General features: G+C 62.6%; 11 protein-coding genes and 1 pseudogene. 8 read left to right on the top strand and 4 right to left on the bottom strand.

Annotation, left to right across the window (positions count from 1 at the left end; translation table 11 throughout):
- The first annotated feature begins 20 nt into the window (after positions 1–20).
- From araA to BMIN_RS01415, 3 genes and pseudogenes are all read left to right on the top strand, one after another.
- On the top strand, positions 21–1,538 hold the full coding sequence (gene araA, locus BMIN_RS01425; RefSeq protein ID WP_022861886.1) for an L-arabinose isomerase: 1,518 nt from the start codon (positions 21–23) through the stop codon (positions 1,536–1,538).
- Between the two features lie 240 nt (positions 1,539–1,778).
- Positions 1,779–2,661: pseudogene (locus tag BMIN_RS01420) on the top strand (aldo/keto reductase).
- 356 nt (positions 2,662–3,017) lie between these two features.
- Complete coding sequence (locus BMIN_RS01415) at positions 3,018–3,764, top strand: HNH endonuclease family protein (protein WP_026647652.1); 747 nt, start codon at positions 3,018–3,020, stop codon at positions 3,762–3,764.
- 11 nt (positions 3,765–3,775) lie between these two features.
- Here the strand turns inward: BMIN_RS01415 and BMIN_RS08850 are convergent, their stop codons facing one another.
- On the bottom strand, positions 3,776–3,952 hold the full coding sequence (locus BMIN_RS08850; RefSeq protein ID WP_238565577.1) for a hypothetical protein: 177 nt from the start codon (positions 3,950–3,952) through the stop codon (positions 3,776–3,778).
- Between the two features lie 156 nt (positions 3,953–4,108).
- Between BMIN_RS08850 and BMIN_RS01405 the strand changes: the two genes are divergently transcribed.
- Positions 4,109–5,095 carry an extracellular solute-binding protein gene (locus tag BMIN_RS01405; RefSeq protein ID WP_081648097.1) on the top strand — a complete coding sequence of 329 codons (987 nt, stop codon included), beginning with the start codon at positions 4,109–4,111 and terminating at the stop codon, positions 5,093–5,095.
- A gap of 289 nt (positions 5,096–5,384) precedes the next feature.
- Here the strand turns inward: BMIN_RS01405 and BMIN_RS01400 are convergent, their stop codons facing one another.
- From BMIN_RS01400 to BMIN_RS01390, 3 genes are all read right to left on the bottom strand, one after another.
- Entirely contained in the window at positions 5,385–7,079 is a 1,695-nt protein-coding gene (locus BMIN_RS01400) for an MDR family MFS transporter (protein WP_022861882.1), read from the bottom strand.
- 202 nt (positions 7,080–7,281) lie between these two features.
- On the bottom strand, positions 7,282–8,874 hold the full coding sequence (locus BMIN_RS01395; RefSeq protein ID WP_022861881.1) for a sugar transferase: 1,593 nt from the start codon (positions 8,872–8,874) through the stop codon (positions 7,282–7,284).
- Between the two features lie 157 nt (positions 8,875–9,031).
- Positions 9,032–10,111: a LacI family DNA-binding transcriptional regulator gene (locus BMIN_RS01390; protein ID WP_022861880.1), complete on the bottom strand. Its 1,080-nt coding sequence runs from the start codon at positions 10,109–10,111 to the stop codon at positions 9,032–9,034.
- A gap of 454 nt (positions 10,112–10,565) precedes the next feature.
- Here BMIN_RS01390 and BMIN_RS01385 point away from each other — a divergent pair, with 454 nt between their 5' ends.
- The 4 genes from BMIN_RS01385 to BMIN_RS01370 form a co-directional block, all read left to right on the top strand.
- Entirely contained in the window at positions 10,566–12,422 is a 1,857-nt protein-coding gene (locus BMIN_RS01385; protein WP_022861879.1) for a glycoside hydrolase family 13 protein, read from the top strand.
- Between the two features lie 76 nt (positions 12,423–12,498).
- The gene (locus tag BMIN_RS01380) at positions 12,499–13,815 is read left to right on the top strand and encodes a hypothetical protein (RefSeq protein WP_022861878.1); all 1,317 of its coding nucleotides are present in this window, start codon (positions 12,499–12,501) and stop codon (positions 13,813–13,815) included.
- A gap of 67 nt (positions 13,816–13,882) precedes the next feature.
- The gene (locus tag BMIN_RS01375; RefSeq protein WP_034886224.1) at positions 13,883–14,401 is read left to right on the top strand and encodes an acyltransferase family protein; all 519 of its coding nucleotides are present in this window, start codon (positions 13,883–13,885) and stop codon (positions 14,399–14,401) included.
- 143 nt (positions 14,402–14,544) lie between these two features.
- A partial coding sequence (locus tag BMIN_RS01370; protein ID WP_034886233.1) for an IS256 family transposase occupies positions 14,545–15,433 on the top strand: 889 nt, incomplete at its 3' end.

The following is a 15,433-nucleotide window of genomic DNA, read 5'->3' as shown; positions in this document are numbered from 1 at the left end:
ATGTCAGTAAAGGACAGATCATGTCGATGAGCAATCCCTTCGAGGGCAAGGAAATCTGGTTCGGCGTCGGATCGCAGGACCTCTACGGCGAGGAGGCGCTTCGCCAGCTGGCCGAGCAGTCCACCGAGATCGTGGACGCGCTGAACTCCACCGGCCGCATACCGGTGAAACTGGTTCTCAAGCCCACTCTCAAATCCTCCGATGGAGTCAGGGAGTTCATGACCGAGGCGTCGTCCGACCCCGCTTGCATCGGCGTCATCGCCTGGATGCACACGTTCTCCCCGGCCAAGATGTGGATCCGCGGGCTCGGGGCGCTGCGCAAGCCTCTTCTGCAGCTGAACACCCAGCACCACGTCGAGATCCCGTGGGACACCATCGACATGGACTTCATGAACCTCAACCAGTCGGCCCATGGAGATCGTGAGTTCGGCTACATCGTCACCCGTCTGGGGATCCCGCGCAAGATCGTCGTCGGCCACTACACCGATCCCGAGGTCGCGGACCGCATCGGCACATGGGCGCGCGCCTGCGCCGGGTGGGACGCGTCCAACACCATGAAGGTTATGCGCTGGGGCGACAACATGCGCAATGTGGCCGTCACCGAGGGCGACAAGACCGAGGCCGAGCGCGTGTTCGGCGCGTCGATCAACACCTGGGCCGTCAACGAGCTGGTGTCCTACGTGGACAAGGTCAAGGACGATCAGGTCAAGGCCCTCATCGAGGACTACAAGGCCAAGTACGACGTCGCTCCCAAACTTCTCGACGAGCGCTACGACTCCCTGTTCACCGCCGCCAAGGAGGAGGCCGGCATGGTGAACATGATGAACGACTACGGGACCACCGCCGGCGTGGACAACTTCGAGGATCTGGGAACGCTCAGCCAGCTTCCGGGAGTCGGACCGCAGCGCTTCCCCTCCGAGTACGGATGGGGATTCTCCGCCGAGGGCGACTGGAAGACGGCCGTTCTGGTGCGCATCGCCAGCGTGATGGGATTCGGACTCGACGGCGGGGCCTCCCTGATGGAGGACTACTCCTACAACTTCGTTCCCGGCCATGAGAAGATCATGGGCTCGCACATGCTTGAGGTCTCGCCATCCGTGGGCACCATCGCCAGGCCCTCCCTGGAGATCCATCCTCTGGGAATCGGCGGCAAGGCCGATCCCGTGCGCCTCGTCTTCACCGTCGCGCCCAGGGAGGACGCGGTCGTGGTGTCCATGGCGGACGTGCGCGAGCGTTTCCGTCTGCTCATGAACGTGGTCGATGTCGTCGAACCCGACGGATCGTTGGAGAAGCTGCCCTGCGCTCGTGGGCTCTGGGTTCCTCGTCCCGGTCTCAAGGCTTCGGCCGAGTGCTGGCTTCGTGCCGGTGGCTCGCACCACACCTGCATGACGACTTCCATCGGCCGTGAGGCGTGGGAGGACTTCGCGCGCATCGCCGGCGTGGAGCTCGCGGTCATCGACGAGGACACCATGCCGCGTGGGTTCGAGCGCGATCTGCAGATCAGCGAGATGTATCACCGTCTTGACAACCGCCACTGATCGGCAACCGCCACTGATCGACAACCCCACTGATCGACAACCGCCACTGATTCCAGCCGGCCCGCCCCCTTTCACGCTGTTTCGGGGTGGGTCGGCTTTTTGCGAGTGTTCCTAGTGTCTGCCGGTGTCCTTGCCCATGGCGGTTGTGGTTGGATACATTGCCGGTTAGCATCGGTTTGGAGCCACGCGCTGCGACGTTATCAGCGGAAGCTGGACGATGTCCCGGGAGGATGGGCAGACATGACGGATTCCACTGTGATGGATCCCACTATGACGGATCCCGACGTTCCGATGATTGACCTGATGGACGGCAACGCCGTTCCCCAGATCGGTCTGGGCGTCCTGCGGGTCGGCGACAGGGAGACCACCCCCGTGGTCGAGTCCGCGCTGTCGTTGGGATACCGCCATATCGATGGTGCCGCCGGCTACGGCAATGAGGCGGGGATCGGCCGTGCGCTCAAGGCGGCCGGATACGACCACGGGGATCGTCGCCGTGGTCTGTGGGTCACGACCAAGCTCAGAGACACCGAGCAGGGACGACTCCACGCTTCGCGCCTTCGACCGTCAGACCGCCCTTCTGGGTCTCGATTACGTCGATATGTATATGATCCATTGGCCGACACCCTTCGATTGGCGGGCGGCCGAGACATGGAGGGCGTTCGTCCGTCTGCGTGACGAGGGCAGGGTTCGGTCGTTGGGCGTGTGCAACTTCCTCCCCGAGCATCTTGACCGTCTGCGCTCCGAGACCGGCGAGTATCCCGGCGTTGATCAGATCGAATGCCATCCGACCTGGCAGCAGAGGGATGTGGCTTCATACTGCCGTTCCCGCGGCATAGCGGTGGAGGCCTACTCGCCCATGGCCCGCGGAGCGGATCTGGATGCCGGTGACGGGCTGATACGCGCCATCGCGCGGGAGCATGGCGTGTCCTGCGCCCAGGTGATCCTGCGGTGGCATATCGAGAACGGCACGATCATCATTCCCAAATCCGTCCACGCCGAGCGCCAGCGCGAGAACCTCGACCTTTTCGGATTCTCGCTCACGCCGGCGGAACATGCGGAGATCGACGCTCTGGACGGTCCCACGCGCGCCGGCCATGACCCGTTGACGTTCTCCTACGCCTGAGCCTGAGTCGGAGCCTGAGTCGGAGTCGGGAGCCCGAGTTCCGGAGCCGCCCGTATCCCCGCCGCGCCACGGTTGACCACAGAGAGGTGTTTTCGACGCGGTGCTTCCCTGCGTCTGGTTACGTGGTGGGCGAATGGCCGCAGTGATTGGGTTCGCGGTTGGATTCACGGTTGGGTCGCACGGTTCAGCCATGTAACTGCATCCCTTGACCTGCGCGGTCCACGGGCGGATACGGTTCGGCCATGTAGCTGGGCCATGTAACTGTGCCGTGTGGTTGGGCCATGCGGTTCGACGGGGTCGGGGGAGGCTTCATGGATGAGCGACGGGCGGATGGACGATGGACGTATGCCGATGCCATGCAGCGGGATCCGTGGCGTCGCGGCATCGTTCGTCGGGCGGTCCGTCGCATATCCGTCCTGATGGCATGGTCGCTGATCGCAGGCGTCGTCATCGGTTTCGCCCTGCCATGGGTCAGCGCTCCCGTCGGCGAGCACGTGGGATTGCGCCGGGCCGTGGGCGTGGCGTTCGAGACGATGGAATCCCTGATGGTGGATGACCATCCCGATGGGCGCGGATATGATCGGGCGTCGTTCGACTATCGTGGCACCGACGACGACGGCGACGGATGCGATGTGCGCGATGAGGTTCTTGCGCGTGACATGACCGACGTCAGGGTCGATCCGTCGGATGGATGCACGGTTCGCAGGGGAGTCCTCGAGGATCCCTATACCGGCTCGACCATCCGCTTCACGCGTGGATCGCGCACGTCGTCGATGGTCCAGATCGACCACGTCGTCGCGTTGGAGAACGCCTGGAGGTCCGGCGCCAGAGGATGGGATTCGCAGACCCGTCGGCGCTTCGGCAACGATCAGCACAATCTTATGGCGGTCGACGGAGACGCCAACGAGGACAAGGGATCCGCGTCGGCCGCGTACTGGCTGCCGTCGAACACGGGGTACCGATGTCGTTACGTGGCGCGGCAGATCGCGGTCAAAAGCGAATACGGTCTGTCGGTGACCACCGCGGAGAGAAGGGCCATGACCCGCGTTCTTGGAGGATGCCCGGGACAGGCTCTGCCGGATACGGATGCCAGCGAATCATGATCGGACACGGCTCAGGAGCGGCTGGGCTCTCCCTCATAGCATGGCTCCCATGCCGCCGACGCCCGTCCGTCCCCGATGGACACGGGAATCTGGACCAACGGCGACTCGCCGAGATCGCTCTGCATCCACCGGTCGGCGATGAGGAGGAACCGGTCGCTGTGGAAGGGGTTGTCGTCGAGCGGTATCACGGCGTCGACCTGCAAGTCGAAGGTATGGGACCCGACCGGGGCGAAGGTCCTCCATGCGGACCATGGTCCGCGAAGCTTGCGGCCGTCGAATACATGTTGTCGTTCGTGCTCCAGCCGGTCAGTCGTGATCCGAACCAGTAGTACGTCCCGTCCTTTCTGTCGAAGGGCTACTCCGACTTCTATCAGGAGGGCACGTGGAAGGGCGTCCAGGTCAACGGCAAGACCTATGGCCTCCCCGTGGATTCCGGCCCCAACGCGCTGTTCTACAACAAGGCGATCTTCGGCAAGGCCGGCGTCACCTCGGTTCCCACCACGTGGCAGGAATACTACGAGGCCGCCAAGAAGATCCACGCCCTGGGCAGTGACTACTACATCACCTCCGATGCGGGCGACAACAACCAGTCCACCGTCTTCATGTCCCTGATCGCGCAGGCCGGCGGCAAGCCGTTCACCGTCGATGGGGAGAAGATCGGCATCGACCTCACCGGCGACGCGGGCACCAGGAAGACCGTCAACTACTGGCAGAAGATGATCGATGAGGGGCTTGTCAACACCAAGGTCAGCAGCTGGTCCGACGAATGGAACCGCGGTCTGGGAGACGGGACCATCGCCTCGCTGATCATCGGCGCGTGGATGCCGAACAATCTTCTCTCCGGTGCGCCCAAGGCGTCGGGCAACTTCCGCATTGCCACGATCCCGCAGTGGGAGAGCGGCGAGAACGTGAACTCCGAAAACGGCGGATCGTCCCTGGTCATGATCAAGGGCACCAAGAACAAGGATGCCGCCTGGAAGTTCATGGACTACGTCTGCCATGACTCCAAGGGCATCAAGGCCCGGATCGACGCCGGCGCCTTCCCCGCGGACAAGAACACGCTGAAGGCCTCCTGGTTCCTGTCCGGCAACGACAAGCTGACCACCTATTTCGGCGGGCAGCAGTACAACAAGGTTCTCGCCGAGGCCGCATCCCAGGATATCGGCGACTTCCAGTTCCTGCCCTTCTGGAGCCAGGTTCAGAACACCTTCGGCGACTACGCGGGCAAGGCCTACCGCGGCGACGAGAAGCTGAGCACGGCGATGTCGGACTTCCAGAAGTCCCTTATCGATTACGGCAAGCAGCAGGGCTTCACCGTCACTGCGTCATGACCGGAAAGTGAGTGCATGACCGGAAGGTGACAGCGTCATGACGGGGCTGACAGCGTCATGACGGGGGTATGAGTCACGGCAAGAGCATGATGTGGTCATGCGCACGACTGGTCATGCGCACGTCGTACTGCTTCACATGTGGGGGCCGCCGGGTTGCCGGTGGCCCCCACTGCCGTATACGCGTGTGCGGACGTTTGTTATGGACGCGTCCATGGATGGCATATGGATGGCATGCCGCATGAACCGAAGAGCACGAGAATCGCTTGGGCTGCCCGTTCGGATAACCGGATCAGTGCCGGGCATTGGTGCGCGGGAGTTGGCCCAGATCGTCGATCGGATGGTGTCCATGGACGACGTGCATCCGCGCGATGGCACGGCGCGCGATGTCGCGCGACGATCCGGCGCCCTCGCCTTTGACGCCGAACAGGACGAGCAGCACCATCACCACGACGATTCCGGAGGAGAACCGCAGCGCCGACTGCACTCCGAAGATGCTGGAGATGATGGCCGTGTCTGCGCCTCCGCCCAAGGCCGCATGCCTTATGCGCGCGAAGGTCTCCATCAGTATCACCAGAACGGGAGCCCCCACCGCCCCCGATATCTGCCGTGCGGTGTTCGTCACCGCCGATCCCGCGGACACGTCCTGCGGGTCGAGGGAGTTGAGCGACCAGGTGGTGATGGGCATGAGGACGAATCCCATGCCGATCTGCCGGACGAACTGCCAGATGGATATCCACCAGATCCAGGTGTCGGTGCCGATCATGCTCATCATCACGGTTCCGAGCAGCAGGGTTACGGTGCCGGCAAGAGCCACCGGGCGCGCGCCGAACCGGTCGAGGAACTTGCCGCCGAAGAACTGGGCGATGCATTGTCCCGCCGCGCCGGGCAGGAGGATGAGGCCGCTCATGGTGGCGGAATAGCCGCGGTCGTCCTGGATGTACAGGGGAATGATCACCATGATCGAGCTGAACGCAAAGAAGCTCAGCGACGCGCAGATCGTGCCGATGGTGAAGCTGCGGTTGCGCAGGACGCCGAGGTCGAGCAGCGGCGGCTCGGCGGCGCGACCGGAGGCACGCGACGTGACCGGGGCGGAGCCGTTGTCCCCGGAGGAGGATACCACCCCGTGGGCGGATTCCTTCGCATGGTACCGGCGGGCGTTGCGTATCTGACGCAGAACGAACCAGACGATGCCGATCACGCCGATGGCGATCGGTCCCCAGACCAGCGGATCGGCAGCCGGATACGACTCGATGTTGGTGAATCCGAACATTAGTCCGCCGAAGCCGAAGATGGACAGGCCCACGGAGAAGAAGTCGGCCTTCACCGTGCGGTCCTTCTCCACGAAGTTGCGCAGACCGAAGAACGTCAGGGCGAGGCTGAACAATCCCATCACGGTCAGGGACAGGAAAATCGACCGCCATCCGTTGGCGTCGGTCTGCATGCCGCCGATGGTCGGGCCTATCGCGGGGGCGACGGCCATGGCCATGCCGACCGTTCCCATGGCCACGCCGCGGTGGGTGATCGGATAGATCGAGAAGATGGTGATCTGCAGGACCGGCCACATCACTCCGGTGCCGATGGCCTCCAGCACGCGGCCGAGAAGCACGAGCTCGAAGCCGGGGCCCAGCCAGGCCAGCAGCGATCCCGCGGTGAACGACACCATCGACGCCAGAACGATCTGCCGTGTCGAGAAGCGTCGTGTGAGGAACGCCGTCAGCGGCACCATCACGCCCATGACGAGCTGGAACACGGAGGTCAGCCATTGTCCGGTGGTGACGGTGATGCCGAATTCGGCGACGATGGTGGGCAGGGCCGCACTGAGCTGGAGCTGCGTGAAGTTGCCGATGAAGGTGATGAAGGTCAGGATGGCGATGGAGACGAAACCCGCATGCGTGAGTCTGCCGTTCTTGTAGGCCTCATCGCGGGTGAGACTTCGCGAGAGCCGTGACGTGCGTGCGATGGTCTGGTGTATCCGTCCGCTCATGTACCGCTTCCTCCGCTTCCCCGGCGCTCGTCGTGATCCGGGCTTACGCCGGGATGGTGCCGATGGGATAGAGCACCCACTCTACGCCACGCCATGACGTCGCGTCCCGGCATGATGCAGGACGGAGAAGACCTGCATTCACGGCCGTGATGGTGTAGCGGGGTGGCGGGAGGTTATGCCAACGTTTTCGGTGTCCGCGTTTTCAGTACGAGCCGGTCCCTTTGAGAACGGCGGTTATGGTTTTGAGCAGAATGGCGATGTCTCCATTGATCGACCATCGCTCGACGTACGAGACGTCCAGACGCTCGGATTCCTCCTTGCTGAGGTCGCTGCGTCCGGATACCTGCCATAATCCCGTTATCCCCGGTTTGACGAGAAGCCGCGTGGAGTAGAGCGAATTGTATCGGGCCACCTCCGCGGGCAGCGGCGGCCTCGGGCCAACCAGGCTCATGGTCCCAGTCAAAACATTGATGAATTGCGGGAATTCATCAAGGGAGGTCTTGCGGATGAACCGGCCAATTTTCGTGACTCGTGGATCATCGTGGAGCTTGAACAGGAAACGACCTTCGATGCCGTTCTCGGCGGCGAGTTTTCCGACTATCTTATCCGCGCCCACACGCATGGAACGGAACTTGTACAACGTGAACGGCTTTCCGTACAGCCCGATGCGCTGTTGCTTGTAGATCGCAGGGCCACCGTCCTCGGCACGGACGAGGATAGCGACCACTGCCATGACCGGTGAGCTGACGATCAGCGCAAGAAGGGCGCCGATGATGTCCATGACGCGCTTGATGATGCGGGTTCGTGTGGAGTACTGAGGAAGGCGGGCGGTGAACACCGGCATCGAAGGGTTGTTGCGCAGGTGGATGTCGGCTCCATTGATGTCGGCGACGGATGCGCTGAAGGCGAGCTCGATGCCCATGGATTCCATCGCCAGCGATAGCGTGCGCATGGTCTCCGAATAGCGGCTCATCACGTCGGTGATGAGCATGGTTCGTGCGCCGAGGTTCTTTGCCGTCTGTGGGAGATGGGAATTCAGGGGAAGTGTGCGGAGGCTTTGCTCTCGCTGGTTCGCGGGGGTGAACGGTACTTGGACGAGGTGCTGGGCCATGCTCTCGCGGGATCCGCCATTGGCGTTCGCCACCGGGCATATGGCCACCGGCGCGTATCCGAGCGCGGTGTTGTGATCCAGCTCCTTGATGGCCTGATGTATCCCCGCAGGCGATCCGACGAGCACGGTGGCGTAGTTGTATTCACCTCGGGCTCTGTTGCGTTGGAGTGAATTCCGCATGAGCCAGCGCTCGATCAGGGTGAGAACCACGGATAGCGCGGGCACGGCCAGAACGATCTGCCGCGGCATGGACAGTTTGAACAGATAGATGATGGTGCAAAGTGTGATGATCGAGTAGAAGCCGGCGAGGATGATCTTGCTGTACACCTCGTAGCCCTCACCCATCATGTGGCGTGTATAGATCTGGGTACCTGCGAGGCTGAGAAGCCACACCGTCACAAGCATCCCGGTTATGGCCAGCACATCGTTGCCTGGGAATTGGTTCTGTGAGATGAAGTCACGTGAGCTCGGATGGATGCCCATTATGATGACCATGGATATCAGAACCATCAGTGCGTCGAGCACCACAAGCGTCGCGTTGTATACGTAGCTCCAATGCGGAGCGGAATAGGTGAATATGCTGCTGTGACGCGTGGGTCGGGACGAGCAGAAGTATGATCCGTCGAAGAAGGTCGTGGGCGATCCCGTATCGCCGTTCCCGTTCGTCGGTCTCGTCGATGACATGTGCGTTCCCCCGTTTCCTGGGGTGCCGAACTTCCTCCGCGGTTGTCGGTCCCCAAACCCTTCAAATCCTCCAGCGTGACCATATCACGAGAACGGGTCCAGGGTGACGCCAGTAGGTGAATACTGGGTGACGACGGGTTACTTGGGCGGCGACGGGCTACTCGCGCGGGGCCTTCGAGGTCGTGCGTCGGAGCGTCACCGTGGGGTCGAGGGTCTGGTGCCTTTCCTCGGCGTCATTCCGGTTATCCTGCTGGTCGTCTCGGCTGTTCGGGTCATCCTGCGTTCCGGATGAAAGCAGAGGCAGGAGCATAAGCGCCGCGCGTCTGCCCAGATCCTCCGGATCCTGATGGATGGTGGTGAGGCCGGCCGCATGGGCCACGGGCGCGTCGTCGAATCCGATAACCGACATGTCCTCCGGCACCCGGATTCCCTGACGTCGGAGTTCGGACAGCAGCGGTATGGCCAGCTCGTCGGTTTCCACGCAGAGTCCCGTGGGATGCCTCGGGGATGCGAGAAGCCTCCCGGCGATGGCGTGTGCGAGGAAGGTGTTGTCGGTGGCGGTCGTTCCCGGGTCCATGACGATCGTCTCCTGATGGCCCTCGTCGTATCCGAGGTCACGCGCTGCCGCGGGGAAGCACATCGATCGCATCTGGGTGCTGAAGAAGCGGTCGGATCCGGGAGTCGCACCCACGAAGGCTATGGAGCGGTGCCCCAGGGAGCGAAGCAGTCCGATTGCCTCCCTGATTCCGGTGTCGTTCGACGCCGACACGGAGGCGTCGAAGCCGTCGGTGGAGGGGGAGTTGACGCCTACCACCGGAATCCCATGCAGCGAGTCGTGCAGCGTCTGCGAGAAATGGAAGGACGCCACGATCAGCCCGTCCATGTTCCGGTCGGAGGGGAGGTGAGCGAAGAACCGGTCCAGTTCCGTCCTGTCGAGGATGAACGAGGGGATGACGTCATACCCTGCCGGTGTCAGGACGCCGTAGGCGCCCTGGAGGACGGACGCGTTGAACCATGCCTTGAGCGTGCCGGAGACGAGGAGGCGGACGCGCATGGCCCGTCCCGTGGCCAGCGCGGATGCGTTCTTCGACAGCGTGAAGGAGAGCTCATCGGCGGCGCGTCTGACGCGCTCGGCAGTTGCCGGCGTGACGTTCGTGCCTCCCCTCAGCGCCCGTGAGACGGTGGCCGGAGACACTCCGGCGAGTCGCGCCACGTCGGTGATGGTCGTTCTGCGCATGTGTCCCTCCGTGGATCGAGTGGCTGGCGGCTGGTGGGTGTTGTCGTTTGCCGCTACGCACGACTATGGGGGTCGCGACCGCTGGGGGGTCGCGGAGCCTTGTGTCGCGCACGCGGTGTCATGTGCAGGGCGTCGTGGTCATGTGCAGGCGTCGTGCATACGCTTTCATACTCAGTATCTTCCCTGATCATATCGATGCCTAGGGACTTCGCGATGCCGGTCGGAAGCGCAGTACATACTACTGCTGATTAACTAATAAACCCATGTGGAAAGGTCATGTGAAGGCTTTGCGAACTTTCCCCTACAGTGGTGCCGATTGTGTGATTCCGTCGGCTTGTGTCTTATTATGAAAACGCTATCATTCAGAAAAGGTCATATGAATACTGGATTCGCATAACATAAGGCAACTTGCACGGCACGCGGCATAAGGCAACGGCGCAAAGAAGGAATGGATATGAGCGATACGGCTACCGGCATCGATGGAATCGGCACGGGTGCATCCGCAGTAGGCACCTCCAGCGTGGACACCTCAACGCTGTGGTGGAAGCAGGCCGTGGTGTATCAGGTCTATCCGCGGTCCTTCAAGGACACCACGGGCTCCGGTCTGGGCGACATCGCGGGGATTGCCTCGAAGATCCCCTATCTGCATGATCTGGGCGTGGATGCGATATGGCTCAGCCCCTTCTATCCCAGCCAGCTCGCCGATGGCGGATATGACGTGGACGACTACCGCGACGTCGATCCCCGTCTGGGCACGATGGGCGACTTCGACGATCTCGTCTCCGCCGCGCATCAGGCGGGCATCCGCGTGGTCGTGGACATCGTCCCCAACCACTCCTCGAACCGTCACAAGTGGTTCCGTGAGGCCCTGAACTCGGCGCCCGGTTCGGCCGCGCGCGACCGGTACATCTTCCGCGACGGACGCGGAGAGAACGGCGAGCTGCCTCCCACGAACTGGACGTCGCATTTCGGCGGACCGGCGTGGACAAGGGTCCCCGACGGACAGTGGTATCTGCATCTGTTCGCGGTGGAGCAGCCCGACTGGAACTGGAACAATCCCGAGGTGCGCGAGGACTTCCTCACCACACTGCGTTTCTGGCTCGACCATGGAGCGGACGGGTTCCGCGTGGACGTCGCGAACGCCCTCGTGAAGGACCTCGACCGCGACGATCTGGACGACTGGAACGTGAGTGGTGACGATCTGCCCGATGACGGCAGCCATCCGCTGTACGACCGCGACGCCGTGCACGGGATCTACCGGGAATGGCGCAGGGTGTTCAACCAGTACGACCCGCCGGCGTTCGCCGTGGCCGAGGCATGGGTCAACCCCAGACGCCAGTACCTCTACGCCGGTGACGACGAGCTGGGACAGGTGTTCAACTTCGAGTTCGCCAAGGCCGACTGGACGTACGACTCCATGCGCACGGCCATCGACGAGGGCCTGGAGGCGGCCAGGCGCTCGCGGTCGACCTCCACATGGGTGATGAGCAACCATGACGTTCCGCGCCACGCGTCCCGGTACGCCCTTCCGCAGGTGGACGCCCCGGCCCATCATCAGCTCGCGCACGACTGGCTTCTGCGCGGAGGTAGAACCTATCACGAGGACAGGGCCCTGGGGGAGCGTCGCGCGAGGGCGGCCATCCTCATGGAGCTGGCGCTTCCCGGTTCCGCGTACGTGTATCAGGGCGAGGAGCTGGGGCTGTTCGAGGTGGCCGATCTCCCCTGGGATCGCCTGGAGGATCCCACGGCGTTCCATACCGATCGTGATCGGATGGAAAAGGGCCGTGACGGATGCCGCGTTCCCCTGCCGTGGATCGCGGCCGACGCACCGGTTCTGGACTCCGCCGACGACGAGTTCGGACATGGCGGATCCTTCGGCTTCTCACCCAGGACGCGCGTTCCGGGCGCGGGGGTGGAGGAGTCGCAGCGCGGGCTTCCTGCCGAGGAGCCTCACCTTCCGCAGCCGCGCTGGTTCGCCGACTACGCGGTGGATGCGGAGGAGAAGGATCCCGCCTCGGTGCTGGCGCTCTACCGCAGGGCCCTGGAACTGAGGCATCGGCTTATGCCCGTGGACGCGACGCTTGAATGGCTGGAGGGCTGCGGTCCGAACGACGCTCCTGGAGCCGATGGTCACCGCGGTGGGGTGATCGCCTACCGGCGCTCCAACGGCTGGGCCAGCGTGACGAACCTGTCATCCGGGGCCGTGCCGCTTCCGAAGGGCGAGGTCCTGCTCACATCGGTGCCGCTTGAGGATGCGGGGGTTCTTCCCGCCGATGCGACGGCGTGGATCCGGTTGGAGGGGTGGAGATGATTCAGACCAGATAATCCGTGTTGGTCCCCCCATGTGCCATTATGCGAGGGTGGGGATTGAAACGGATCGTACGATTATGCGGCGGCGGGCACCTGCGGGAGCATCCGCCGCAGCTGCATCCCCAGATGTCTCCGATCTGCTGTTCTATCTGGCTCTGGTCCTCCTGCCGGTGGACGGAACGGTGGCGGGCATTTCGCTGCCGTACTGGTCTCCGTTGTCGCCGTGGTTCTTTCTGGCGTATGCGGTGGCGAACTGGCGTGTCTTCGGCAGGGTCTTCCGCCGGTATGCGGCGTTCATGCTGCTTCCGGTCCTGCTGGCGCTGATGTCCGTCTACGGCTGGATGACCATGGGGTTCCACGCCGTGGCGGCAGCGAAGTCCATCGGATCCGTCGTTCTTGGACTGGCGTGTCTGGCGTCACTGGAGATTGCGCTGCGCATCAAGCGCCTTGATTGGCGTCCGATGGTCACGGTGCTGGTGGCGGCATACTCGTTCGCGTTCCTCGTGGGCGTGCTGCAGTGGGCGGGCATCCGATGGGGGATTACCGGCATCAAGGACTTCTTCGCCCGTCTGATGTACCGCAACTACACGTGGCAGCGCCCGCAGTTCCTGTTCGCCGAGCCGAGCTACATCGGCATGCATCTGTACGGCGTGCTGCTGCCCGTGTACTGGCTGACGCATGACCGTCGCCTCGCCGTGCTCATCCCCGTGTTTGCTGCAGGGGCGATACTCATGGGTGCGGGGACGAGGATCGTGATCGACACGGTGGTGGCGGTGTTCCTGTGGCTGATCGCGTCCCTGAATTTCCGCAGGCGCGGAGCGACGATCGGTGCCGTGGCCGGTGTGAGTGCCGTGGGCGTGGCCGGGGTGGCTGCGGTGTTTCTGGATCCGCGGCTCAATCGTCTGGTCAGTGATGGTCTGCTCAAAGGCGACGGCTCGATGAGCGCCCGGATATTCCATGCGCTGGCACCGGCCTGGGCGTGGAAGCATGACTTCTGGCATCTGATGTTCGGATGGGGCGCGGGGAACGTATCGTCGGCGGTGAAAGCCGGGTATTGGGGAGCCAGACGATGGTACGACGCCAGGGGAGGACTGATCAACGACGAGATCAGCGGCCTTGCCAATCCTCCCGTCGACACGTTCACCATGAGCGGGTACGTGAGCTTCGTCACCGAGTTCGGCGTGCTCATGGCCGTGCTGCTCGGCGTGATGGTCGTGGCGGGCGTCGTTGTCCGTCGCGCTTGGAGCCGTGGGATGCTGTGCTGGCTGGTGCTGGTTGCGTACCTGTACGTGCAGTTCGAGGCGTACGCGTTCTATGCGCTGGCGTTGGTGGTGTGGGGCTCAATGCACGGGAAGCCTTTTTCTTCCCGTCCGTCGGTAATGTTTCATCCGTAGCACGGCGGAGGAGTAGTGTTCTTCGGAGCCGGTTGTTTTACCGTATTCCGTTCTTTGAGGGGGAACAATGGAACAGAAGAAGCGCGTCGAATGGATTGACGTGGCGAAGGGGCTGGGCATCACTCTGGTGAGCTTCGGCCATCTTTCCAACGGTGATGGGCAGGCGGTTTGGTTGCCGGCGTTGGACGGATTGATTACTGCGATCTATCTGTTCCATATGTCGCTGTTCTATTTTCTTGGAGGGCTTACCTTCAGCAGACGCGGTGGTTTCAAGGCGTTTCTTGTTCGCAAGGCCAAGACGCTTCTCGTTCCGTATTGCATCTTTTCACTGTATTTTGTGGCGAAACCGATTGCGGTGATCCTTCTGCCCGCACTGTCTGGAGCGTTTCGTTCATCCCATGACTACAGCAATGTAGGCACGCAGCTATTCGACGTCTTCATCATGGGCAACGGATTGTGGTTCCTGATGGCCTTTTTCGTTGCAGAAGTGATCATGTATGGGGTTACGACCGTTCTGCACGATGACTCACAGCGGGGGGGGGGTATTGCTATTCGGCCTGATTGTCATCGTGTTGTCGTTTCTTAATGGCAGTGGATTGTTCCCGACCGTGGTTCTTCGATAACGTCCGGTTTCTTGCGCAGTTTTGAGGTTGTGGGAGCGTAGCCCGTCCTGTGTGTACGATTTTCAATCGCTGAATATGAAAACCGATTGGAAAGCAGGTGCGGGCTATGCCCAAGCACATTTTACAGGTGGATCAACCCTTGTTCGAGACCGAGCTGGATCGGATGGTCACGCAGAAGGTTACCCAGATCCTCAACAGGATGCTCGACGCTGAGGCGGATGATCTTACGGGGGCGGGACGTTATGAACGATCGGATACGAGGAAGGCGTATCGTGCGGGCCATTACCGGCGTGACTTGACGGTCAAGGCGGGCAAGCTTTCGGTGAAGGTGCCGAAGTTGAAGGGCGCGCTTTTCGAGTCGGCGGTCATCGAACGGTATCGGCGGCGCGAGGAATCAGTCGAGGAGGCACTGATTGAGATGTACTTGGCCGGTGTCTCCACGCGCCGCGTGGATGATATATCCCAGGCGCTGTGGGGTGAGAGAATGCCTTCGCAGACCTTGTCGGACCAGCTGAAGAAGGTGTATTCCCAGATCGATCAGTGGCGTACCCGGCCGTTGTCGCAGCCATACCCGTATGTGTTCATGGATGGCGTGTGGCATCAGCGTTCCTGGGGCGGGGCGGTCGAGAACGTGAGCATGCCGGTCGCGATCGGCGTCGGGCTGGACGGGCACCGGGAGGTGGTCGGCGTGGCGGAGGGCATGAAGGAGGATGCCGTCAGTTGGCAGAATTTCATCACCAGTCTGATCGCACGCGGATTGACGGGTGTGCGCCTCGTGGTGGGTGACCGGTGCGCCGGTTTGGTCTCGACGGTCGGCGAACTGCTGCCCAGGGCGCGCTACCAGCGGTGCATGGTGCATTTCATGCGCAACATCCTCTCGAAGGTCTCGCGTCGTCACAGCCGGTGGGCCGCCGACGCGCTGAAAGCCATCTTCGCTTCGGAAACCCGTCAGGCCGCCTTGGCCAAGGCCGAAAGCGTCGCCACCGAGATGGAGC

The sequence above is a fragment of the Bifidobacterium minimum genome (genome assembly GCF_000741645.1).
Taxonomy (GTDB): domain Bacteria; phylum Actinomycetota; class Actinomycetes; order Actinomycetales; family Bifidobacteriaceae; genus Bifidobacterium; species Bifidobacterium minimum.
This window is presented reverse-complemented; position numbering and strand designations above follow the sequence as displayed.